This is a genomic window from Streptomyces sp. BBFR25 (genome assembly GCF_044590125.1).
GTDB classification, from domain to species: Bacteria; Actinomycetota; Actinomycetes; order Streptomycetales; family Streptomycetaceae; genus Streptomyces; species Streptomyces canus_D.
Window position 1 is genome coordinate 8,741,205 of the sequence record NZ_CP172447.1, and the last position, 22,962, is coordinate 8,764,166.

General features: G+C 70.5%; 17 protein-coding genes and 2 pseudogenes. 8 read left to right on the forward strand and 11 right to left on the reverse strand.

Features of this window, described 5'->3' with window-relative positions; genetic code table 11:
• Positions 1-107 precede the first annotated feature (107 nt).
• Positions 108-3,842, reverse strand: coding sequence for a S8 family serine peptidase (locus tag ACGH52_RS39305; protein WP_399946552.1), 3,735 nt, complete (start codon positions 3,840-3,842; stop codon positions 108-110).
• Between the two features lie 713 nt (positions 3,843-4,555).
• A complete protein-coding gene (locus ACGH52_RS39310; RefSeq protein ID WP_399946555.1) occupies positions 4,556-4,717 on the reverse strand; it encodes a hypothetical protein in 162 nt (53 codons plus the stop codon).
• 541 nt (positions 4,718-5,258) lie between these two features.
• Here ACGH52_RS39310 and ACGH52_RS39315 point away from each other — a divergent pair.
• The 4 genes and pseudogenes from ACGH52_RS39315 to ACGH52_RS39330 form a co-directional block, all read left to right on the forward strand.
• A complete protein-coding gene (locus ACGH52_RS39315) occupies positions 5,259-5,642 on the forward strand; it encodes a hypothetical protein (RefSeq protein ID WP_153183024.1) in 384 nt (127 codons plus the stop codon).
• A gap of 674 nt (positions 5,643-6,316) precedes the next feature.
• A complete protein-coding gene (locus tag ACGH52_RS39320; protein WP_399946559.1) occupies positions 6,317-6,946 on the forward strand; it encodes a hypothetical protein in 630 nt (209 codons plus the stop codon).
• Positions 6,947-7,236: 290 nt separating this feature from the next.
• Positions 7,237-8,199 carry an ADP-ribosylglycohydrolase family protein gene (locus ACGH52_RS39325; RefSeq protein WP_399946562.1) on the forward strand — a complete coding sequence of 321 codons (963 nt, stop codon included), beginning with the start codon at positions 7,237-7,239 and terminating at the stop codon, positions 8,197-8,199.
• 14 nt (positions 8,200-8,213) lie between these two features.
• Positions 8,214-8,486, forward strand: a pseudogene (locus ACGH52_RS39330) (ATP-dependent DNA ligase); the annotation flags it as partial.
• Positions 8,487-9,437: 951 nt separating this feature from the next.
• On the opposite strand, the gene ACGH52_RS39335 reads toward ACGH52_RS39330, so the two are convergent.
• From ACGH52_RS39335 to ACGH52_RS39350, 4 genes are all read right to left on the reverse strand, one after another.
• A complete protein-coding gene (locus ACGH52_RS39335; protein ID WP_399946205.1) occupies positions 9,438-10,724 on the reverse strand; it encodes a Mu transposase C-terminal domain-containing protein in 1,287 nt (428 codons plus the stop codon).
• Positions 10,725-11,517: 793 nt separating this feature from the next.
• Positions 11,518-12,090: a TnsA-like heteromeric transposase endonuclease subunit gene (locus tag ACGH52_RS39340; RefSeq protein ID WP_399946207.1), complete on the reverse strand. Its 573-nt coding sequence runs from the start codon at positions 12,088-12,090 to the stop codon at positions 11,518-11,520.
• Positions 12,091-12,430: 340 nt separating this feature from the next.
• Entirely contained in the window at positions 12,431-12,655 is a 225-nt protein-coding gene (locus tag ACGH52_RS39345; protein WP_362771004.1) for a hypothetical protein, read from the reverse strand.
• Positions 12,656-12,772: 117 nt separating this feature from the next.
• Positions 12,773-13,801: a DNA-binding protein gene (locus tag ACGH52_RS39350; RefSeq protein ID WP_399946212.1), complete on the reverse strand. Its 1,029-nt coding sequence runs from the start codon at positions 13,799-13,801 to the stop codon at positions 12,773-12,775.
• Positions 13,802-14,256: 455 nt separating this feature from the next.
• Between ACGH52_RS39350 and ACGH52_RS39355 the strand changes: the two genes are divergently transcribed.
• The 3 genes from ACGH52_RS39355 to ACGH52_RS39365 are packed head-to-tail and all read left to right on the forward strand — an operon-like array spanning position 14,257 to position 15,682.
• The gene (locus ACGH52_RS39355; RefSeq protein ID WP_054102655.1) at positions 14,257-14,538 is read left to right on the forward strand and encodes a hypothetical protein; all 282 of its coding nucleotides are present in this window, start codon (positions 14,257-14,259) and stop codon (positions 14,536-14,538) included.
• Positions 14,535-15,062 carry an RNA polymerase sigma factor gene (locus ACGH52_RS39360; protein ID WP_399946215.1) on the forward strand — a complete coding sequence of 176 codons (528 nt, stop codon included), beginning with the start codon at positions 14,535-14,537 and terminating at the stop codon, positions 15,060-15,062. The genes ACGH52_RS39355 and ACGH52_RS39360 overlap by 4 nt, the downstream gene beginning before the upstream one ends.
• The gene (locus ACGH52_RS39365; RefSeq protein ID WP_362771006.1) at positions 15,059-15,682 is read left to right on the forward strand and encodes a hypothetical protein; all 624 of its coding nucleotides are present in this window, start codon (positions 15,059-15,061) and stop codon (positions 15,680-15,682) included. Before ACGH52_RS39360 ends, ACGH52_RS39365 begins: the two co-directional genes overlap by 4 nt.
• A 336-nt stretch (positions 15,683-16,018) precedes the next feature.
• Here ACGH52_RS39365 and ACGH52_RS39370 read toward each other — a convergent pair whose 3' ends face one another.
• From ACGH52_RS39370 to ACGH52_RS39390, 5 genes and pseudogenes are all read right to left on the reverse strand, one after another.
• Positions 16,019-17,674: a transposase gene (locus tag ACGH52_RS39370; RefSeq protein WP_399946227.1), complete on the reverse strand. Its 1,656-nt coding sequence runs from the start codon at positions 17,672-17,674 to the stop codon at positions 16,019-16,021.
• A gap of 30 nt (positions 17,675-17,704) precedes the next feature.
• Positions 17,705-18,337, reverse strand: a complete 633-nt coding sequence (locus ACGH52_RS39375) for a hypothetical protein (RefSeq protein WP_399946564.1) — start codon at positions 18,335-18,337, stop codon at positions 17,705-17,707.
• Positions 18,338-18,664: 327 nt separating this feature from the next.
• Positions 18,665-21,333: pseudogene (locus tag ACGH52_RS39380) on the reverse strand (Helicase associated domain protein).
• On the reverse strand, positions 21,330-21,824 hold the full coding sequence (locus ACGH52_RS39385; protein ID WP_210978215.1) for a hypothetical protein: 495 nt from the start codon (positions 21,822-21,824) through the stop codon (positions 21,330-21,332). Before ACGH52_RS39385 ends, ACGH52_RS39380 begins: the two are co-directional and overlap by 4 nt.
• Positions 21,814-22,041, reverse strand: a complete 228-nt coding sequence (locus tag ACGH52_RS39390) for a hypothetical protein (protein WP_121700720.1) — start codon at positions 22,039-22,041, stop codon at positions 21,814-21,816. Before ACGH52_RS39390 ends, ACGH52_RS39385 begins: the two co-directional genes overlap by 11 nt.
• Positions 22,042-22,284: 243 nt before the next feature.
• Between ACGH52_RS39390 and ACGH52_RS39395 the strand changes: the two genes are divergently transcribed.
• Positions 22,285-22,581: a hypothetical protein gene (locus ACGH52_RS39395; protein ID WP_121700721.1), complete on the forward strand. Its 297-nt coding sequence runs from the start codon at positions 22,285-22,287 to the stop codon at positions 22,579-22,581.
• Positions 22,582-22,962: the final 381 nt, after the last annotated feature.

Below are 22,962 nucleotides of genomic sequence, written 5' to 3' on the forward strand. Positions count from 1 at the left end.
GGTCCGGGAAAAGGCGCCCTCCCCGCGACGGGGTACCGGTTCGCGTCCCCCGAAGCGGCCGGTGCCCGGTCCCCGTGAACGGGTGGGGCGCCGGCCGCTGCTGCGGGCTACTTGAGGCCGAAGGCCCGATGGATGGTCTGGCTGACGGCGCCGCCGTTGCCCTGCTTGGCTGTGACGCGCAGGGACACGTAGCCGGCCCGGGCCGGCGCGTGAAGGCGGGTCTGCCAGGCGGCCTTGCCCGCCTTCAGGGCCTGGGGACGCCAGGATGCGCCGTCGTCGTAGGACACCTCCAACTCGACCGAGGTCACCGCGTCCCGGGCGTCGTCGCTGCCGACCACGACCGGGCGGACCGAGAACGCCGAGGTGCGTTCCGCCCGTCCGGCACCGTCCAGCTCTGTGCTGTAGTCGAGCTGGACCAGCGGGATCGCCTGGTCGTCGGCACTGCCGGAGAGGAACCGCCACTCGGTGTGGGTCATGGCGGAGTACGGGGTGAGGTCCGTGTTTCCCTTCGTGTCCACGACGAGCCGGTAGGGCAGTTTCTGCGAGGGCAGATCGCCCACACCGAAGTCCGGCCGTGGGCCGTTCCGCATCAGCAGTGTGTCGCCCTGGTAGAGCGAGAAGCTTCGGGACATCAGGCCGGTGTCACCACTGTGCGCGGATCCGCCGTCGCCGAATCCCGTGACCATCCCGCCCATGCCGTTGCCGACCCGGTGGGGGACTTCGAAGCTGACCATGCGCGGCCGGATGATGGGACCGAACCAGTGTTCGCTGTGGATGCTCTCCGGCTCGTAGCCGGCAATGTCGGTGAAAGTGGCCCAGCCGTCGATGGTGGCGTATTGCTGCCACTTGATGCCCCGCCCGGCAGAGACCCAGTCGGTACGGTGCCCCGGCACGACCGGTTCCTTGGGGAAGGGGGGAACACGCGTGCCGCCGAACACGGCATACGGGTAGGCGGCCGGCCAGTGCTCGTACGCAGGGCTGTCCTCCCGGCTTTCGACGATCTTCCGGCCGGCGGGCGAGGCGAAGGTGTTGTCGATGCGGGCGAGACTGCCGGGATCCGTCGCGGCCGAAGGATCGTTGGGCACTCCACCCTGGTGGTAGTCGGCCAGGTCGTAGAGGTAGGCCGGTGCGGGGTGCGCTTCGACGGTCAGTCTGGTCCTGCCCGCGGCTGTGACGTTCCGGATGAGTTCCTCTCCGTCGTCCCGGGTGACCGAGGCAACCGGCACAGGCCCACTCGCCTTCTGGTCCTGGTCGCCGTACCAGGCACCGTCGCGGCCCTCGCCGTTGTTGACCACGAGGAGCATGGCCGCGGACGCTGCGTGGGCGGCGGCGGCCCGCTCCGCCGGCGTCACGGTGTCCGAGGCGCGAACGATCACGGCCCTGCCGCGGGCGTCGAGGCCCGCGTAGTCGGCCGGTGCGCCGTTTCCGGCGACGACAGCCTCGATCTGGGTGCTGCCGCTGCGGAACGCGGCAGATCCTGGCTGTACCAGCAGGGCATCGTCGAGATCGCGGCCCCGGTACGTGATCTTCAGTGGCGTCTGCTTGGCGCGGATCCGGGTGGTGAAGACGAAACTGCCCTCGGTCACCTTGCTCTTGCTGGGGAGGGCCCACAGGCTGTCATAGGCGGCGGAGGGCATGAAGATCTCGTGCAAAGCCTGCCCGTCATCGGGAGTGGGCCGGCTGGAGGTGAAGGATCGGAAGATGTCGAGCCTGCTGGTCGTGACCGACGTGGGCTTGGGGGTCGCCACCTTGATCCGGCGAATGTGGGAGGCGTCGAGGTCGACGTCCCTGTCGGATGTCAACCGGAGCTCGGGGACGGTGAGTACGGCGAAGCCCAGGGAGTCGGGGCCGGTGCGCCCTTCGACATCCAGGGTGGAGACGACGGTGTAGGAGCCCGGTGCCCAGCGGCTGGTCAGTGTGCCGTTCGGGACCCACATGATGGTGGTCCTGCCGTCGGCTCCCGTGATCTCGACCTCACCGCTGACGGGCTTACCCGCCCGGTCCTTGAGATGCACGGTCAGGTCGTACTTCTCCGACTCGACGGACATGCCGACGGCGGTGTGTACGACGCCGGTCGCGAAGCGGGCGGTGACCTGGGCGGCATAACGCCCCGGTGCCCGACCCTTCGGGTCGGCCACGAGGGTGACGGACGAGGCGCCGCGCGCCGGTACCGTGACGTGGTCGGCCGCCAGGGCGAACACACCGGTGGGCGAGTCACCCGGGTCCACCTCGAGGTGCAAGGTGACCGGACGGTCGGTCGTGTTGGTGTAGGTGATCTTCCGCTCTACCGGTTGCGGCCTGTGGTCCTTCGACCACGGGATGAGTCCCGCGTCCACGGATCCACTCGCGACGACCTGGTCCTGCAGGTAGGCGGCGCCCACGTCCAAGCGCCCCGTACCGGCCTGGTACGGGCTGTAGGCGGGGGTCAGGACGCTGGTGCTCATCAGGGCATCCTTGATCCGCTGCCCCGTCCACGTCGGATGCTTCTGCGCCAGGAGCACCGCGGCCCCGGCGACATGCGGCGCGGCCATGGAAGTGCCGCTGTCCGTCCGGTAGTAGCCCTCGCCCCAGGCCATCTGCTGCGAACGCGCGGCCAGCACGTCCACGCCCGGCGCGGTGAGATCGGGCTTGAGGGCGTCGTCGTTCATGCGCGGTCCGACGCTGGAGAAGTCAGCCAGATGGTCGGAGGCGTCCACCGCGCCGACGGTGAGAGCGGTGTCTGCGGTTGCCGGTGCGCTGAGGGTGTAGGGGCTGTTGCCGGAGTTGCCCGCGGCGATGACGAAGAGCGCGCCGGTCTCCGCACTCAGTTGGTTGACCGCTTGGCTGAGAGGGTCGTCCTGAGTGTGCCAGGCCGGCGTACCCAGGCTCATGTTGACGACCTTGGCGTGCTCAGTGCGCGCCGCCCATTCCATGCCCGCGATGATGCCGGATATGGGGCCGGAGCCGTTGTCATCGAGGACCTTGCCCACCAGCAGGTCCGCGCCGGGGGCGACTCCCCGCTCCTTGCCGTCGGACGCCGCCCCCGTCCCGGCGACGGTGGACGCGGTGTGCGTTCCGTGTCCGTTGCGGTCGGTGACGTCCTCACCCGCGACGAAGCTGCGCGATCCGACGATGCGGTCGGCCAGATCCGGATGCGTGGTGTCCGCTCCGGAATCCAGTACCGCCACCCGGACACCTGCGCCGGTGGCCCCTGCGTTCCAGGCCCGGGGCGCACTGATCTGCGCGGTCGTGTCCGCGAGGTGTGCCTGCGCCTTGCCGTCGAGCCAGACCTTGTCGACGCCTGCCGAGAAGGAGGGTCGTGCCGCGTCGCCGGAGTCCGCGTCGGTCCTCGCCGTCGGCTTGAGTGCGTCCTGCCCGCCGCTGCCGGTCAAGGCGGACCAGAACACGGACACCTTCGACCGTCGGGCCTCAACAGCCTCGCCTCGAACGGACGGCAGATTGAGGGTCGTCTTCGCCCCCGGCAGCGGGCTGCCGGACCGCTGTTCCTTGCGGGAAGCACCCTCTGAAGAGCGAGTGACGATCAGTGGGAGTGCGCTCGCGCGGGCGTCGTCGTAGCCCTGCGCGATCAACCGGGTGATGTTGAACAACTGTCTGTCGAGCCGGCCGGCCGCGATGTAGGGCATGGCCGCATCGGGATACACGTAGGTGTCCCGGCCCTCGATGGCGACGCGTACGGAGCCCTTGGCTCCGGCCACGCTCGCGACGTCGTCCACCGACACCGTTCCCTCGGACTGCTGAGTCGCCGTCACTTTGTCACCGGTGATCAGAGTGACGGTGAGCGGCTTGCCCTGTTCACCACTGCGGCTGCCCGAAACGCCCTGCGGGGACGGGGGAACGGACACGCCATGAGCCGTGGCTGGTACCGCCAGGGTCGCGACAAGAACTGCCGCGGCCGACGCTGCGGATCTTCGGGCATTGCGAAACAGCACATTCCCCTCCAGAGTCAGTGATTGACTGAATCTGATCACCGCGGCCAGGGAAATGTAAGAACTTGAATTCCCGACTATGTAGCTGTAGGTGTGAACATATCCGGTCATCGGGAACATGGGTCACCGCGGTCATCGGGAGCAACGGCACTGGAACAACCGTCGCGACAGCCATCCAGTGGTGAACGGCCTGACGGGACGCCAGGGCATCGGGGACCCCGCACCCGGGTAGCCCACGATGCGCGTGGAGCTCAGAACGCCGCAGCTGGTTCTGCGCCCTGTGTCGGCACCGGCTGAACCCTGTCCCGATCTGGGCGCTCGCGTTCCGGCACACCGGGTCTGGTTGCCGGTTTCCAGTCGATGCCGTGTGCGGCGGTGACAACGTCCGAACTGGCGTCCGCGCCTGCCGGGCGACTATGACCCGAACTTCGTCCATTGCCCTTCGGAGACCACCTCGACGCAGCCGTCGACGATCTTGATCGCCGTCTGTTCGTCGATGCGTACGCCGGGACGCAGATGTCGGCGACCCAACGCTCCGCGTCAGCCGGGGTGTTGTGCGGGAAGGCGTCCAGGTGCGGGCGGATCGAGAAGTCGACGACTCCGGGCGTGCGGTCGTCCGGCGCGGACGGTCACTCGACGACGTACGCCCCCATCCGGGGCGTCATCACCATGCTTCCGGCACTCACTCCCACCCGGACCGTGTCGGTCAGTGACGGCAGCAGATCCGCCAGCCCGGACTCCCGCATCCAGTGGCACGGATTGGTCGCGTCGCTGCCCTCGACCAGGAGCACGTCGGCTTCCCGGATCCAGGGGACGTAGCGCTCGGCGCCGATGGTGGGCAGTGGGATCGTGCTGGAACTGTCAGAGTTCGGCAGGAGGGGGGCGGATAGCGGCGAACGCGGTCCGGGTGAGTGCCGGCGAAGGTAACACGGTGTTCTGGATCGGTTGGTGTCGGCGCCGCCGGCGATGGGGAGGGCCCGGCCGCACGAAGTCCGCGCTGGAGTTCGTAGGTGAACATCAGATTGGCGGGTTCGGAGTGCCTGTAGGCCGCGGTCCGGTGACCTGCGATGCACCCCGCGGATGGGTGTGCCGGTTGTACCGGACGACGAACGCTGATGCGGGCGCCGATGCTTCCGGCCTCGCGGCCTGGGCGGAGAGCCACGTCTTTTGGCCGATTCCAGGCGGGGTGATGGCGGTACGACTTTCGTGCCCCTTGCGAAACTTGACGCGGCGTAGAAAGCTTGCTGTGTCAATCAAGTGTTTGTCGAGCCGTCACTGAGTCCGACTCGTTCGAACGGCGGTGTCGACGCAGGTGTGCATGAAGGAGAGGCCATGAAGATACGTAGCAGTTCGCGACGCCGGGCAGGTGTGGTGGCGGCGGCCATGACCGGGGCTGCGGTACTGATGGGCGGGGCGATGGCCCAACCGGCTTCCGCCGCGCCGCTCCCCTGGGGCCAGGCGAACTTCTATACCGGCTACCTCACGGACGAAGGCTTCACCGGTGACGTGTACCCGATACCCGACCCCGGCACCGGCACGCTGTCCGAGTGCATCAACCTCCCGGTGCCGATGAAGTCCATCGCGAACTTCAAGTACGCCTACGTCGAGGTGTACATGGGCGAGGACTGCACTCGCATCTTTGGTCGTGTCACGGGGATGCACGGCGGGACTCTGCCCGAGCCCGCACTGAGCTACAAGGTCCTCGTCTCCGGCTGACGAGCACCGTGGCCCTCACGCACCTGCTCGCGGCCACGGGCGCACGGGAGGGCGGGACCGCCCGTCGCAGCCCCGCCCTCTCGTATGCGCGTGCCGGTCAGCGCAGTCCGAAGGGTCCCGGCCGGCCAGGGCGATCGTCAGCCGGTGTCTGTCCGCGCGGTGGCCCACACCGTGGTCAGGCTGAGGCCGAGGTCGGCGGCGGCCAGGTCGAGGGCCTGGCCGTGCCGCAGAGCGGTGATCAGCCGGTTGGTCTGTCAGGCGGTGAGCCTGGCCGTGTCGGTCATGTCCGCACCCTACGAGCAGCCTCGGCGGGGCCCCAGGCATTGCCCTGACCGGCGCCCTGCCGTCGGCGCGGGAACCGCGAGGGAGGCTGTCTCGCGCCACTGGGGGCAACGAGCCGGGGCACGCCGGGTCACCGTCGTCCAGCCCAGCGCGGCGCGTGTCGCGTCGAGTTCGGCGGCAGGCTCGGGGTGTGGACTGGCCCGTCTCCGTCGCTCTCGCCCAGAGCGTGCCGACCCTGCCCACGGGCAAGGATTCCACTACGAAACCTAAGTTCGACGGTTCTCCAGACACCTTGAGATGTCTCATCCAGGTGCACCTCGGCAGAGGTGAGAACGAGGCCCTGCCCAGAAATAGCGAGGTGTCGCCACCGTCTGACGAGCGACACTGGGAACGTGCTGATCATGGAAGCCGTCCTGGAGACCTGCGACGCCACCGACTTCGTGTTGTGGCCCGTTGCCGACTCGCCCTCAGACCACCTCCTGGCCCTGTCCGGCCGACTGTGCGCGCGAGAGATCGGCACCTCCATGGCAGTCCTGATCAGCTGCAACAAGGGCGTTGACGAGGCCCCGGCCTGCGACCCCGAAACCAGCACGGGGCAGGTCAGCCAGCTGCTGACCACGGACCAAGTCATCGCTTTGGGCGGCATCCGGATCCGGGAGACCTCGACCGGAGTGACCGCACCGCCCGGCTGCTGCTTCGGCCTGGAGAACTGGCGGGACTGGCTGGAGATCATGAATGGCGAAGAGCCCTGGCTCGGCCACGGCCCCGCGCCGCGCACCGAGCACACCCGGACGACCGTCCGGCTGTGGCCTGGTGCGGAGCACCCGGACGGCCTCCCCATCGAACTGCCACTGGCCCAACTGCCCGAACTCCTGAGCTCCGTGCAGGTCCAGCTCGTCGCCTTCCTGGCCTCCGTCGGAGAATGGGCCACCCGATACGCCCCGCCCCTCGCCGACGCCCTGGTCACAAAGCTCGACGAGGACCTCGCCATCACAACCCCTCTCCGCGACAACCAGAGCTGAGCCGCGCCTGCCCAGGCGCCGCCATGCTGGTGGCCATGTGTCTCATGAGACACAGCAAAGTCTGGAGAAGGACGGGCATCGCTTCGTCCTCTGGCGGGATGCCGAGACCGTGCGCCTGTAGACCCGTTCCGGCCGGGACGTCACCGTGACCTGTGCGGGTGTCTCAGACCCAAGGTGTCCCAGGCGGTACACCTGCGAAGACGAGACGCGTTCGCCGCCGATGGTTCGGGGAGCCGAGGAAGGCAACAGGCCCTGTGTGGCCGTCGGCGTGGCGCGGATAACCTGCGCGAATGGAGCGGATTCAGCGTGCGGCCGGCGCGGTCGTCGGCTCGGCGGTGGGCGACGCCCTGGGCGCCCCCTTCGAGTTCGGCCCCCAGGGAGCGTTCTCCGCGCGGTTTCCCGCGCATGGTGCCGGTGACGAGATGTGCGGAGGTGGTGGCTGGGACCCCGGCGAGGCCACCGACGACACGCAGATGGCCGTCCTGGTCGCGGAGTCCCTGCTGGAGCGGAGTGGACTGGATTTCCCGGACATCTTCGCTCGCTTCCAGCGGTGGGCGGCATCAGAACCGAAGGACATCGGCTTGCAGACCGAAGACGTCCTGACCAACGGCATGCCCTGGGACCTCGCCGCCGCGATCCATTTCCAGGTCAACCAACGAGCTGCGGGAAACGGTTCCTTGATGCGGGCATCGACCTCCGCGATCCACTTCGCACCCGCCGGCCAGGAAGCCACCATGGACGCAGCCCGCCGCATCGCCGCCCTCACTCACGGCGACCGCGCGGCCTGGGAGGGCACCGCGATCTTCCACGGACTCATCCGCCGCACGTTCGAGGACACCAACCCCCTCGCCGCGCTCCCGGACATCCTGGCCCGTGTCCACCCCGACCACCGCGGCCGCTACGCTACCGTCCTCGCCCCCGACTGGCACCCCGATCAGGCCACCGAGTTCAACGGCGCCGTCTGGCCCTGCCTGGGCTCAGCCGTCTGGGCCCTACGCACCACCACCAGCTTCGAAGACGCGATACGCGCGGCGATCGACCTCGGCGGTGACACAGACACCGTCGCCGCGGTGACCGGAGGCCTCGCAGGGGCCTACTACGGGCTGGACGCAATCCCCGCCCACTGGACCCAACCGCTCCATGTCCCCCTCCCAGGCTTCGACGGACGGGTGCTGCACCTAGCAGATCTACTCCACCTTGCAGAGCGCCTCATGGAGGGCCCGTCGATGAGACAGGCGTCGCAGCCCGTATAAACGGCGAACTGGTGGTGTGGGAAGGCGAACGGCTGACGTTCGAGCGGTTGCACCAGCGCATGGCACGCCGCCGCGGCGCCGGCGCCATCGCGGCCGCCCGTACCTGGCCCGCGCACCTGGTCGTGTTCGACGTCCTGCACCAGGACGGCACCGACCTCACTCCCTGGCCCTACGCCCGGCGCCGGACCGCTCTGGAGACGCTGTTCGCGGACACGCCGCTGAACGCGCCGTTCACGCTGTGCTCCTTGACTACCGACCCCGCTACCGCCCGGGACTGGCTTACATGGACGTCCGCCGGCCTGGAAGGACTGTGCTTCAAGAGGCTGTCGGAGCCGTATCGCGCCGGGCCAGGGCGTAGGGCAAATACAAGGTCCGCGCCACCACCGGGGCCATCGTCGGTGCCGTCACCGGATCCGCGACCGCGCCCGGCGCGCTCCTGCTCGGCTGCTACGACGACGCAGGGCGGTGCGGTACACCGGCCCCGCACCGTCCCGCTCGCCAGCGCCGTGGCAACCGGCCTCGCGGCCGCGCTGGCGCCGGCCGTCGGCTTGCATCCGTGGCCGGGAAGGACGTTCACCACCGGGTGGGGCAGCCGCGATCCTGGACGTTGTGCTCGTCGACCCGCAGCTGGTGGTGGAAGTCGCCGTGGACGTCGCCTGTGACGCCGCCGGCCGGTGGCGTCATCCTGTCCGCCTGCGTCGCACACGTCCCGACCTGCCTCCACCATGCGGGTGGCCACGGGGATGCCGGGGTAGGGGGCGGACTCGGTGATGAGGGTTTTCGCGGTGGCGCTGGGCGGGGCCAGGACGTAGGCGACGGGTGCCGCACTGTGGGCTGATCCGGGGGGTGGGGGGTTTTTGCGCAGGTGGGCGAGGTGGCAGGCGCGGCCGACGTGGAGGAGTGCGGTGGGTTCCCGGCTGCGGCGGGTCCGGTGACGATGAGGGAGGGCCGGGCGGTGGTGTGCTGGTGGCGGCCGAGGATCGTCAGGGTGCGGACCTGGGTGGCGAGCTGGCTGAGGGCGGGGGTGCGGATGGTGACGAACGCGGAGTGGTAGGCGAGGCGTTCCTCGGTGCTGCGGGGCGGGTCTTCGGGTTGGGGTGGGGCGGGCGGGTCGGTGGTGGCGAAGCGCTGCCAGCCCTGCCGGGTGGTCAGGGGCCGGGACGGCTCGGCCGTGTTGCCGCTGCCTGCGTCGGCCGATGTGCTGCCCGGATGCTGCGCTGTGGGGTGGGGGCGGGGGTTCACCACTTGTCGGCCTCCTCGTGTGCGTCGTAGAGCCCGTATCCGGTGGCCGCGGCGGGGCGGGTGCCGTCGTCGGGGAGGTCGTCGATGCTGTCGTCCTCGTCGTGTGGTGCCGGCTGGTCGGTGGCGGGTGTGGTGTCGTGGTGCGGGTGCCGGGCGGCGGGAATGGGCAGTGTGGTGGCGCGGGCGAGGAGGGTTTGCTCGGCGGTGGTGGCGTGGCCGCTGTGGACGCGGCGCATGAGCTGGTCGAGGGCGTCGGCGAGGTCGGCTTCGTGCTGCTGGCTGTCGTCGTGGTGGCTGTGCTGGGCGTGGGTGCGGATGTGCTGCCAGGTGTGGTCGTTGAACGGCTGGTGGACGTGGTCGCGGTGGATCCAGGGGATTTCGGTGAGGTGGCCGTCGGGCAGCCGTACCCAGATCTGGCGCACGTCGTGGGGGTTGTAGTGGATCACCCATGTCCCGCCCCGGCCGGCGACGGGGGAGGCCTGGCCGCGGTAGGGGGCGAGGAGATCGGCGTCGTAGGTGCGGTGGTGGATGGTGATGCCGGCGGGGGTGATGGCCTGCCAGCGCACGGGCAGCAGTTCGAGGTAGTCGCGGCCGGTGAGCGGGACGGGAACGTGTCCGGCGACGGCGATGAGCGCGGCCCACATCTGGTTCGGCGTGAGCGCTTTGCGGGGCATCGGCGGGTGGCGGAGGCCTTCGTGGGGCCGGTGGTGGTAGTGCACCAGCCGTTCATCAAGCAGGTCTTGCAACTGGGCGACGCTGTAGCAGGCGTCTTTCTCGGTGTCGGGGCCGCGGCGGGTGACGTCGGAGCCGGTGTAGCCGGGCAGGTGCTGGCAGATGGTGCCGAAGGTCTGCTCGACGATGCCTTTGGCGGTGGGGGCGTGGGGCGGGGCGGGCTGGACGCTGATACCGAGGTGTTCGCAGGCGGCGGTGAACGCGGCGGAGACGAACACTTTGCCGCGGTCGACGACGATCGTTTCGGGCAGGACGACCGGCCGGGCCGCCGCGCCGGCCAGGCGCTCATCCAGTGCGGCCAGCCGCTGGTGGGGGAGTGCGGGGGCGTGGTCCATGCGCAGGACGTCGGGCCAGGTGGGCCGGGCGGGGTGGGAGACGGCCATCTCCGCGAGCAGCAGGGCGGCGTCGACGGCCTTGGTCGCGCTCGGGCACAGCACGGCGGCGGGGATGGCGCGGGTGGCGACGTCGACGGCGATGGTGAGTTCGGGCCGGGCCAGGCGCCCGTCGTCGAAGAGGGCGAGGACGTCCAGGCGGGTGGTGTCAACCTGCACTTGTTCACCGGGGCGCAGCGCCGTGGCGGGGGGAAGGCCCGCCCGTCGACACTCGCGGGCACCTGCCTCACGGGCCCCGTGGGCAGTTCGCCGGGCCGGGCAAGAGCAGTGACCAGCCGGTACAGCGTGGCCTGGGACGGCGTGGGTACCGTGCCGGGGCCGTGCCGGTCCTGAAGGATCTGGTTGATCAGCGGGAGCACGCCGTTGATCGTGCCGCGGGAGCGGCCACGGCGGCGGCGCAGCGCTTCACGGACGGCGGCGACGACCCGTTCGTCGGCCCGTCCGGTGGGGCTGGAAGCACGGGTGGTGCGGTGGTCGAGGAGCCCCCACAGGCCTTGTTTGCGGTAGGCCAGGCGCATGCGCTGCACCGTGGTGCGCGCCACCCGGCCGAAGCCGAGCGCGGTCAGCTCTTCCGCTTTGGCCTGCTCGCGTTCGGCCAGCGTGTGCCGCTGCGGGTCGTACTGAGGCCGGACCGTTCCTTGGCTGCCGGGCCCTCCGGTGAGCCCGCATTCGACTTCCCTGACGTGCCGCTGCCAGGCCAGTGCCTTCTCGCGCGCCGCGGCAGGGGCGGTCTCGAACAGCCCCCACTGCGGGGCCGCCTGAGGCGCATCGGCGCCGATGACGGTGAAGGAGGGGTCGGCGAACAGGTGCCCGGCGAGCACGGCCTGGCCGCCGCCGTCCGGGCCGACGAGGCGAATGTCCTGCCCCGACAGGGCGACCACCTGCCACGTCACGTCACGGAACTTCACGCGCGCACCGACCTTCACGGACGGCCGGGCATTGCGCCGCGCGCTCACCGGGCGCCTCCCGTCTCGCCCGGGCTGCCCGAGCCCCGCGGGCTGACGAGGACGCGTTCATGCAGCGGCGTTGTGAGGTCTGCCGTCAGCTGTCCGTGCCACAGGGCGTGGAAGACGCACGGGAGAACCTCGATCGGGTCGCCGGCCGCTTCAGCGCCTTCGGTCAGCGGCCGCGGCCGCGCGAACGCCCCAACAACCGCCGCCGCCAGACCGGGGCGGCCGGCGTTGCGGGGGTGGCGGTAGCCGGCCAGCCATTTCAGGTTGGCGGCCAGAACACGCTCGAGCGGCGGCAGGCGCCGGTAGATCCAGCCGATGTCCGCGCACGCCTGCGCAACCGCCTCGGCGCCCTTTCTCGCGCGTTCGCCGCCGGCGTCGGGGTGGCTGGGGCAGTCGGCGAGCAGTGCGGTGCCGTCGGCACGCCGGGCGAAGAGCTGCGGCACCCAGGAACGGACCTGCCCGCGGGGATGACGCCACAGCAGCCGCACCGGCCGCCCCGCCAGGCCCGTCACCTCCGGGTCGCGGTCCAGCACCATCAGCTGGGCGCGCATCGCATTCGACCCTGCGGCCACGTGCCGCCCGGTCGTCGCCGACCACCACAGGCCCGGCCCCCACCGCCGCCCCCGGCACTACCGGGAACGCCGACACCGGCGGCAAGTCCTCGAACGCCACGGTCATAGCGGCATCCGCCCACCGCTGCTGCACCATCTGCCCCACCGGGTCGAGGAACACCGCCTCGAACCCGCCCAAGCGGCCCACGGCCGCCCGCCCTGCCCGGCTCCGGGCTGCCCCTGTGCTGGTCACCCGCGCCAGCCAAGCCGCCCCCGCCGACGCACACCGTCGTTTCCAGAATTCCTGCCACGAACGAGTGCTGTATCAGCCAACAACCGACCCGCCCCCGGCGCATCGCGCTCAGCTGTCCTCTTCTCGCCCGCCCGCGGTGAGCATGTCCCGGAGCACCGCGGCCGACATGTTCACCCACTGGGCCACCTCCTCCAGAGGCACGCCGCCGTTCACCGCCGCCAGGGCGGTCCGCTTCCAGGCGTTCTCGATCAGGCCGGCACTGTGACCGAGACCGCGCAGCAGCCGCCGGGCGACATCGGCGGTCGGTCCGCTCTGCACACCGCGCAGCTGCAACAGCTGCTCTTGGACGCTGTCGAGCGTGCTGGTGATCAGCCCTGCGCTGCTCGGCGGGCACCGTAGCCCGCCACATCGTCCCCGAACCGGGCGCCTTCCTCTCCTTGCCCAGCACCCTCAGCTGCCCGGCCAGGTCACGGCCTGATGTTCCCGCCGCAGCCACCACAGGTCGTTGTCATACCCGGGCGGCCCACCAACGCCGCGGCGAAGGCGGATGACGCTGCCCATCCACGCGATGAGCGGCCCGCCGTGGTCCGTCGCGGCCAACGGCCCCAGCCATCCTCGCCCCACCCGCTCCCCGAGCCTGCGGCAGAACAACCCGTCGGCGGGCAGCGCCCGCGGCCGCCCGGCCCCGCTGTCGGCCCACACCAGCTCGGCCATCGCAGGGTCCAGCAAGGCGTCGGCCACGGCCACCACCTCCGGGAAGACGACCGTGTCCCGTCCCACGATCCGCCACCGCTCCAGATCACCGCCGGCATCCCCACCTGCGACCTGGTGCAGGCGCCGCGGCCAGATCTTCTCCCGCTCCCAGCCGTAAGCCTGCTCCCGCCACCGGGCCACCACCGCGTGAGACAGCGCGAACACCCGCTCCGGGCCGGCCCCGGCCCGAACCGCCCGCCGCGCCACACCGGCGCACCGCCGCTGCGACGCAGCCACCTCGGGCAGAGCGCGGACATCGAGGTGCTCCAGCGGCTGGTCGGCGTCCGCGTCCAGGAGCCACCGCCCGTGCCGCACGCACACCCGCTCCCACCTCGGTGCGTACCGCACCACTGCCGTCGACGCCCCGGTGCGCCGGGCCGTGCACAGGCGGCAGCCGAACGCCACCGGCCCGACCAGCGCGCCGCCGGCCCGCCACGCTGCTGCCGGACCAGCCGCGTCCTTCCCGGCGAGCAGCCTGGCATCTTCCTGTTCCCAGGACGGCAGTGCCCGCGCCAGGACGCCAGGTGCGACCCCGCACACATCGGCCAGGAGCCGGCGCCCCGCCGCGTTGAACAGCACCTCGGCATCGGCCCGCTGCCCGCCACTGTCGTACGTGGGCGCAGAGTTGTGCCACTTCCATCCAGAGCGCAGCGTCTTCGCCTCCATCCCGTAGCGGGCGGCGATGCGGACCATGAGCGAGCACGTCGTCTCCCCGGGCAGAGGCACTACACGGAAGATTCCTACAACCATCGCGCCAGGCTCCCGCAGGGAGACGACCCGCCGCAGCCGTTCATCCGGCGCACAGCGACAACTGGCGGTGCCCGGCCAGACATTGATAATGCTGCATCACCCCGTGATGCAGAAACTCCCGAAGCCTCGGCAGTGCTCACGGGCCCTCCGACGCACCGCGCGAGCCCGCTCGTCGGTTGCCGGGCTCCCGCCGCCCAGCACCCCGCCCTCCGGCCCAGTGGCTCGCCCAGGGCGAGCCACCGCAGGGTGACGGACCAGCGTTCTTCCGACAAGCACCGGTTGTTTCTGCAGGTGAGCGGCTTGTCGATGGGGCAACAGAGGCCCGTGGGAAAAAAGTTGGCCTCTGACGTCCGGATTCCGGCCCCCCGGCGCGTGTAGGGAGTGAGGGTGAAGGTGCCCTCATCAACGAGTCGATGATGGGAGGCCGGTCTGTGACCTGGCTCGAGTGGATGGGAGCGGGTGGGATCTCGGTCCCGCTGATGTTCCTGGCGTACTACGCGCTGCGCCGTACCAAGAGCGCGGTGGAGATGTGCCTGAAGGAGTACCTGCAGGCCCGCACGGAGCGCGAGCAGCGCGCAACGATGATCGCGATGGCAGCGGCGCTGCCGGAGGGCGGGGCCGCCGCCCGCTTCGAGGAGGGGCAGCCGGCCTGGTTGTTCTACAAGCACTCGGAGCAGGGCCGGCCGGCGATCGCCACCCGGGAGGCTGCGTGACCGAGGCCGACCAGGGCACGGACTTCGAGGCGTTCGTCCTCGAGACCAGCGCGGCGTTCTCCCGCGTAGCCCAGGCCGAAGCGGGCGGCGACCTGCACAGCGCGGAAGATGCTGTGCAGGTCGCCTACATGCGCATGTTCACGTCGTGGGAAAAGATCGTAGCGCGGCCCGGAAACCGGGCCGCCTACGGCCGCACCGCAGTCAGGAACGCGGTGATCGACCAGTTCCGGCGTAACCAACGCATGACTCCTGCACCGTTGCAGGAACTGCCCGAACAGGAATCCCAGATCGGCATCCCCGATGCCGCCTACGAAATGATCAAAGAGGGTATCGATGAACTAGTCGCCAAACTTCCCGACCGGCAGCGGCAGGTCATCACCTTGTGCGTTCTCCAGGACATCAGCCCTGAAGACGCCGGGAAGCGCCTGCGCCTTAAGGAGGAGTCGGTGAAGCGCAACATCCGCATGGCCATCAACAACCTCAAGAAGTTCGTCAACGAGACCGGTGAGGAGGAAACCGTATGAGCACCTCGGACAAGGACAACGAGCAGAACGCCATCCGGCTCCTCGCCGTATGGACCCTGCTCGAACGCTCCGAGCAGGCACTTACGAAGAGCTCGCGGACACCCGAGGACTCGGCACAGGCGGAGGGGGGCCAGCTTGCCGGCTGGCCCCCGGCCCCCCGCCCATGGCCGGACGACCGGGAGCAAACCGAAGCTAAGAGCGAACTGGTACTCCTGCTGGCACGCGAGTGCGCACGCAAAACCACCGCAGAAGAAACCCGCAGAATCGCGGAGCTCCTGGAGTACCTGGACCGTGACGCGGAGGCTCTCACGTGGTGGCAATGGGCAGCAGAACGAGGTGACCGGGACGCGCATGACTACCTCGAGATGCTCCACATCGAAAGGCAGGAGCAAGAAAATCCAGCAGCTGACTCACCAACCTCGGAACTGGAAAAGAGTGCAGCATTTGACGTGTGGAGAGCCAGCAGGACAACTGCCGGTTCGCACACGTTCGCAGCAGTTCAACTGGCGTTGAGCGCTGCGGCGAACCCAGAGCTGAGCGAAGACGCGAAGCAGCTAGTAAGGGAAATCGAGGAGTACTTGCAGCACCCTGATCGCATGACAGACGGAAGGCGGCGCTGATGCGCAACACTCTTCTGACATGCTCCGAGGAACCGGGAGCCGCTCTATAGGCAGACCCATCATGAGTGCCTCACGCTGAGGCACAACGACTCGTTGAGGCAGCGGCCCGCCGTACCGGCGGGCCGCTGCCGCGTTCCCAGGACCGTCGAACGACTCACGCACCCCGCCAAGACAGTTCGCGAAGGTGAGTCCTCGCCGTGACCAGATGAAGCCAGCACAGCGTCAGAAGCCGCCACCGCACAGGAAGGACTGGGCCGACGTCCCTTCCCGGCCGGTGCATGACCGCAGCAGTGAAAGGCCCCTCTCAGGTCGGGCGAGGCATCCGGGATTCGTCTGTCAGCTGCCGCGGTGCAGCCGTCGGGCCACAGCAATCTGCCATTCGTGGTCTGTAGTCGGGAGTGTGAGGGCGGTGATCTGGTGCAGGGTGCCGTCGGCCAGCCAGCGTTTGTAGCGGCGGTAGCAGGTCTGCCAGGGGCCGTAGTGGGCGGGCTCTCTCCAGGGGGTGTCGGTGCGGGCGGTATGGGCGATGCCGTCGATGAGGAGCCGGTGTTCGCGCCAGCGTCCGCCGGCGCTCTGCTGGCGGGGCATGAGCGGACAGATCAGAGCCCAAGCCTGGTCGGACACCTCGCGGCGCCCGCTGGCGGTGAGCGCCGACGTCTGGGTGCCGGTGTGCTGGGGGAGGGCGTCCAGGAGCTGCTGCTGACCGGGGTGGAGCAGAACACGTCGTGCCCTGGGCCGGCGCAGCCAGGTCATGCTGCGTTCGGTCTCAGGAGCACCCGGCCACCACTGACAGCCCTCGGGCAGTCCGGCCAGACGGTAGCGGGCGGCCCACCACATCCGCTGCCACTGCACAGACCAGGGCGGATTCCACCAGGCATCGAGACCGGTGAGGGTGCGGGCGAGCCGGGTCAGGTGCCCGCTGGTGTGCTGGCGGACCCGCTGCGCGGCCAGCCACCGTCCCAGGGCGAACCCGTCCGCGGCGGTGGTGGGCGAGGACACCGCGAGATGCCCGTGGCGTGCGACGCAGGCACGCGCCGCGGCCAGGCCGTCGGCGGCCGGACGGCGCCGGCCGGGCCAGGCGTGAAACCGCTCCACCTCCTGGTGGCCGAGGCCGAGGCCGGCCAGCAGTTGCTGCTGCCCCTCATGCAGCTCGCGATAATGCGTGATCTGGTGACGCAGCCACCGCTCGAGCCGGCGCGGCACACCGGCCAGGTTGTCCCCGCCGTGCACCGGCCCGTTGACGCCCACGTGCTCACGCGCCCGGTACCAGGCCCGCTGCCAGTCAAGCGGCCAGGGCGGATTCCACCACAGATCCAACTCCTCCAGCCACGCCGTCTGCTCGGCGGTCAGCGACGCCGCGGCGACACGCCGGCCGGCCAGCCACCGCCCGAGATCGAACCCGTCCCCGACGCGGCCGCCGGTATGCGCCAGGGCCAGGTGACCGTGCAGCGCCACATACGCGCGAGCCTGCTCCAGCCCTCCAGCGAACAGCTGCTCACCCCGCCGCTTGAGACCGCCACCGTGCCCGGACCGCCGCGGCACCACCCCCGCCGTACGCCCTGCGCCCGCCACCCGCACCGCAGGCTCCGCCCCACCCGCGCCCGTTTCGGCGGCCGAGCCCACCAGGGCGCGCAGCCCGGGTGCGACCTCGACGGGACGGTGCACACTGCGCACCCACCACCCCTGCGCCGGGCCGGGCGCAGCATCCACCGGCCGGCTGTGGGCACGGGCCACGGCCTGCGCCCACACCGACAACGGACCTGCCCAGGCAGCCTCCACCTCCCGCAGCCAGGGCCGCCCCAGCCGCCTGCCCAGCTCGGCGGCGACCCGCTCACCACCCGACCGCCCGCGCGCCGCGCCCCGCACCCCCACCTGCCCACGGCCGCCACCGGCAGCCAGGTGCTGCAGTCGCGGATCGGCCAGCGCACACGCCACCGCCACCACGTCGGGGAAGACCACCGCGTCCCGCGCCAGCAACCGCCACTGCGCCATCCCCCACCCGGCCGGCCACCCTTCACGCCGTCAGGTGGCCGCCACGACCTGCTCCAGCCGCCGCCCCCACACCCGCTCCCGCTCCCCGAACGCCTCCAGCTCCCACCACCCGCACACCACCGCACGCGCCAGCGCGAACACCTCCACCGGCGCACCGCCCGCCCCACCCGCGTCGAGCCCCGCACGTGCCAGACACGCCCACCGCCGCTGCGCCCGCCCCAACTCCCCCGCCAGCGGCCCCACCGCGAGCCCCTCCAGCACGTGCCCGCCGCCGACATCGAGCAGCCACCGGCCATGATCCGTGCACAGCCGCTGCCACCGCGCCCGGTACACCCACGAAACCCCCGCGCCCCCGCGGCGGGCCGTACACAGCCGGCACCCGAACACCACCGGCCCCCACTGGTCCGCTCCCGTCCGCCACCGCACCCAGCCCTGCCCGTCCCCGCCGTAGCCGGCCAGCATCTCCGATCCGCCCCCCCACGACGGCAGCGCCCGAGCCAGATGCCCGGCCGGCACCCGGCACCAGCCGGCCAACTGCACCTGCGCCACCGCATCGAGGAACACCTCGCCGTCCGGACGCACGCCGCGAGCCTGGTGCGCGGGGTTCACCCACCGCCACCATCCGGTCAGGTCGCCGGCCTGCAGCCGGTAAGCAGCGGCCACCCGGTGGAGAAAGGACCAGGTCGTCCCGCCCGGCACGGGCCTGACCCGCAGGACTGCTTCCACTCAGGCCACCCTCTCGCTCACCTCTGCAGGCATAACCGAGCGGGGCGGCAAGGGGTTCGCCCCTCCGTTCGCCGCCCAGTAAGACCCGCACAGTGGCAGACATGCCTTGCCGAGGCTGCCTGCCGCGGGTAAGGGGGGACCAGGGCCCGCACCGCGAGTCCCCGAGCGCAGGCTCCTGCTCAACCGTAGGCACCATGGACAAATGGAGTACGCACGACGTACGTCCTCCATGCGGAGACCAGGAGCGCTCGAACGTTGCCCCGGCTACGCCCACTGCATGCCCAGCTCCCGCAGCGCGTCGAGTTGCTCGGCGGTGAGCTTGTCGCGTCTGGCGCGGGTGTTCGATACCCATACGCCCAGGCGCACCGGTACCGGCTCGGCCTCGCCGTCGACCACGAGCTCCACGACCGCGCCGCGCGGGACGGGCCGCTGGGCGCCCTCCCGTTCGACCCACTGGGCGAGGGCTGCCAGGCCGCGCTGGAAGGCCTGCTGCGCCTTGGTCGGCCCCTTTGCCGCGCCCTTTGTCGCGGGGGCGGGAGGCGGCGCCTGGGCGGGCTGTACGCCCATCGCTGTCAACCGCTGCTGCTGTCCCTCGGAGAGCTCCACCCAACTGCGGCGTTGCCGCTGAAGCCATTTGCCGAGGTCATCGCCTTCGTAGAGGACGCCGGGTGCGATGTCGGGCACGATTCCGCCGGGTTCGTCGGCGGCGAGGTGGGCGAGGTGGCGGTAGTGGCGTTGCCAGTCCAGTGGCCAGGGGCAGTTCCAGTCGGGGTCGATCCCGGAGAGCTGGGCGCCCCGTGTCTGCGCCCGTTCGGACTTCTTGCCGAGGCCGCCCTTACGCCTGAGATTCGCCAGTAGCTGACCGATGGGGACAGGCTTGCCGTCGGCGGGGTCGTCCCACACCGCGTCCTGCCTCGGGGCCAGGTGCCCCGTGGCGCGCCGGTACGAGCGCAACACCGCCAGCTTCGTCTCCCAGGCTTCCTCGCCGGGCTCCCAGACCATGCCGGCCTCCGGCGCGTCCAGCAGTGTCTTGCGCCGAGGTTGCAGCTCTGCGGCCCGCAGGGCTTTCCGCTGTTGGTGGACCCATCGCCCCAGCGGAAACGCCTTCGTCGCTCCCACCTCGGTCTCTACGTCATACGGAACGGCGTGGAGACCGGTGATCTCGTGTTCCTTCCGCCAGCGCAGCAGGGCCTGGTAGCCCTCCAGCCAGACCAGCGACTCGGGCCGGTAGACGCGGGAACGCAGGAACGCCGCGATCGTGGCCGCGTCCCTGGGGGTGGAGAAGTGCAGCAGTGCGGACTCGACCGCACTGGTGTCGTCCTGCCCCTGGTCCTCGATCCCCTCGACGCCGCTGGTCCCGATGATCCGGCCGGTCTCGTCGCGCTGGATGTGGACCTTGCGCTTGCCGCTGGTGAGGGCACGCGAGGCGAGCTGCTCCACGAGTCGTTCATCGTGCGAGCGCAGGCCTTGGAGCACAGCGACCAACCCCGTATACGAGGCGGAGGCGATCATGTCGGTGGGGTCTTCGCCGGGCTGGAGGAAGACGGGCACGATGATCCGCGCGACCTTGGTGGAGCCGTCTCGGTTGAGCCGGAGTGCCCGGCCGATGTTCTGCACGATCTCGACCTGCGAGCCGCGGGTGTCCGCGAAGCAGACGGCTTCCACGCCTCGTTCGCCGGTGATGTCGACGCCTTCCCCAAGGACTCGGCAGCTGGCGAGGAACGCCCGGTGCACGCGTCGGCCCTCTGCGTCGATGCCGTTGGCGAACTGCCGCAGCACCTCACGCCGCTCGGACACGAGGTGGTCGCCGCACAGCCACGCCGACCAGACGCGGTCCGGCGGGACGTGGCGGCCTGCCTCCAGCTCGTAGAACTGAGCGCCGATCGACGACGCGGGCAGCTCCTCCGCGGCCGCCAGGTCCTCGGCCGAGGTATCGCGCGCATACAGCGCGGCTGCGGTCTTCGGCAGCTTCTCCGCGAACGCAGCAGCTTCATCGACCTTCTGGTGGAAGGTCATGACCGTACGCAGGTTGTACGCCGCGGCGTGTTCCAAAAGTGCGGTGTGTAGCAGCGCCAGGCGCCGGCCTCGCCGTGCCTCCTCGGCTTCCCCGGAGGCGGGGGAGGGTCGTGGATCTCGAGGACGTCGATCTCGAATCCGGCGAGGATGCCCCGCTCGATGGCCTCCGAGAGCCCCAGTTCGGCGCCGGGAAGCCAGGCCCCGAAGGTGCCGTTCGGGTCGTCGGCCATGCTCGCGAGTTCCACCTCCTGGCCCTCCTTCCCGTGCTGAGGTCGGGGTGAGGCGAGGATCCGTGGGGTGGCGGTGAGGTAGAGCCGGTAGTCGGCGGGGATCCGCTGGTTGTCGTGGATCGCCGCCCACGGCCGACCAAGATCGCCTGCGGTCGAGTGGGCCTCGTCCACGATGGCGAGGTCGAACGGGGCCATTTGCTGGCCGTAGAGCCGTTCCCCGCCCGCCAGGGCGGCCTCCAGCGGCCCACGGACCGTCCGCTGGCCCGTCGGGTCCTCCGGGTCCTCGCGGTCCACCAGCGAGGCGTAGGTGGCGAACACGACCACGGGCCCGGTTCCAGCCCACAGCGCCAGCTGGATCGCATTCGTGGTGGTGCGCACCCCCAGCGAGCCCAGCACCTGGTCGTTCTCCAGCGAACACACCGCCACCATCAGCGCCCGGTGGCCCACCGCCCGCCACGCCTGGGCGGTCTGCGCGAGCAGATCCAGGGTCGGCACGGTCACCAGGATCCGCCCGCCCGGGAAGCACTCCAGCGCGCTCACAGCAGCCGTGATCGTCTTGCCCGACCCGGTCGCGGACACCAGCGTGCCCCGAGCCCCCTGCCCGGGCGCAGAAGATCTTGCAAAGAATTTGACCCACTCCCGAATGGCCGTTTTCTGGGTCACCTGATGTTCCCGGAGACTGATCACAGATTTCGACCTTTCCTTTTTCCGGGCGACATCAGGTTCTTCCACCACGTACCCGTGCTCGAAAAGACCGCGCCCCCGTCGGGGGCAGGAGCGGGGTAGGGGTACCTGTCGATCCCGCCGCGCGCGGGCAACTCGTCCTCGAAGTCGCAGGCGGCTACAGCTTTGAAGCCACCGTGCCACAGCGCTTCGAGCACGGCCGTGACGGCCTGCACCACCTCGGCACGTGTCCCCTCGGAGGCCTCGCACTCCAGCACGGTCGGCCATTCCAGGAAGTCGAAGGGGTGAGCGCGCCGGCCTGTGGCGTAGTCGTTGGGCTCGCCGGTCACGCGCACCGGCCCGATTGCCAGCTCTGGACCGTCGTCCTCGACGAGGCCGAGGGCGTCTCGAAGCCGGGCCATGATCCGCGGGGCGGCATCCGCGTCCACGTAGATCGAGGCGTCGCTGTAAGGGGAGCCCGGGCCGAGGGGCGACGGCCCGTGATCATTCGTCACGCGCGCTCCCTGCGGATTTGGCCGGGGTGAGGGTGAGGAAGCGCTGGAGCAGCCGCTGGGGCAGCAACGTGAGCCCGAAGCACACCTCGTTCGGATCCGCCTCAGCATCCAGGAGTATGGAGAGGGTCTCGTACTCACTGATCTCCACGGCCTGATGCGCCGGTGTCCGCGGCTCCACCTCAGGCCAGGAGCCCGGCCTCAGCGCATCGGAACCCATGGCGCCCTTCCCCTCTCCACTGGCCCTGATGGGCCGTGGCTGTCAGATAGCAGACGGGCCACGGACCTAACGCGCCGAAGCCGATACGCCCTCAATCCCCACTACCGGGTGTCCCCGCTTTACGCCAATGCTACATGCTGCATCACATCGAGATGCGGACATGCGTGATCTCTCGACAGAGCACTTCCACAAGACCTCACCCGACCCCGATGGGCATCACGCATCGGGGGTACACGGTGCCGCATGGCACCGAAGACCGAACGCATCCAGTTCCTGCGGGCCGTGCGGCAGCTGCGCCGGATCCGCTCCTTCTACGCTGCGGCCGTTCTGCTGTGGACGGGGACCACTGCCTGGACGGGCTGGCAGGCTCCGGGGAGCCGGCAGATGTGGGTGTCCGTTCTCCTCCTGGCCGTCTTCGCCGTACTGCTCGTCACCGCGAGCCTCGCCCTGCGGCGTCTCGCCGTTCCCGCAACGGGCCGGCCCGTGCACCACACTGCCCCGCACAAGCTGCCGAGTACCCACCGGCACGCTCATGCCTGAGGGCCCGTCACCCTGCTCACGCGTCAGCCAGGCCCCAGTCACGCCTGCTTTGGGCGGGGCCGTGTGGCCTGTTGACAGACCGTGACCGGACCGCACAAGCCCCAGTCTCTGTAGGCGCCCGGGCCGAAGGCCCGTTGACCGGCCCGCGCTAGCGGGTCCGGCCTTCGTGGCGCGTAGCGCCATCAGGTGGCTGGAGCGCAGCGGAGGCCACCCCGGGGCCGCAGGCCCCCAGCTCCGGGAGCGCAGCGGACGGAGCGTCACTGGCCCGGCGCAGCCGGGCCAGTGAGCGGGACGCGCAGCGTCCCGCCGGCGCTCCCGCGGAGCGGGAGCGCAACACCCGCGCGCAGCGCGGGTGTTCGCTTGCCCATCGCGCAGCGATGG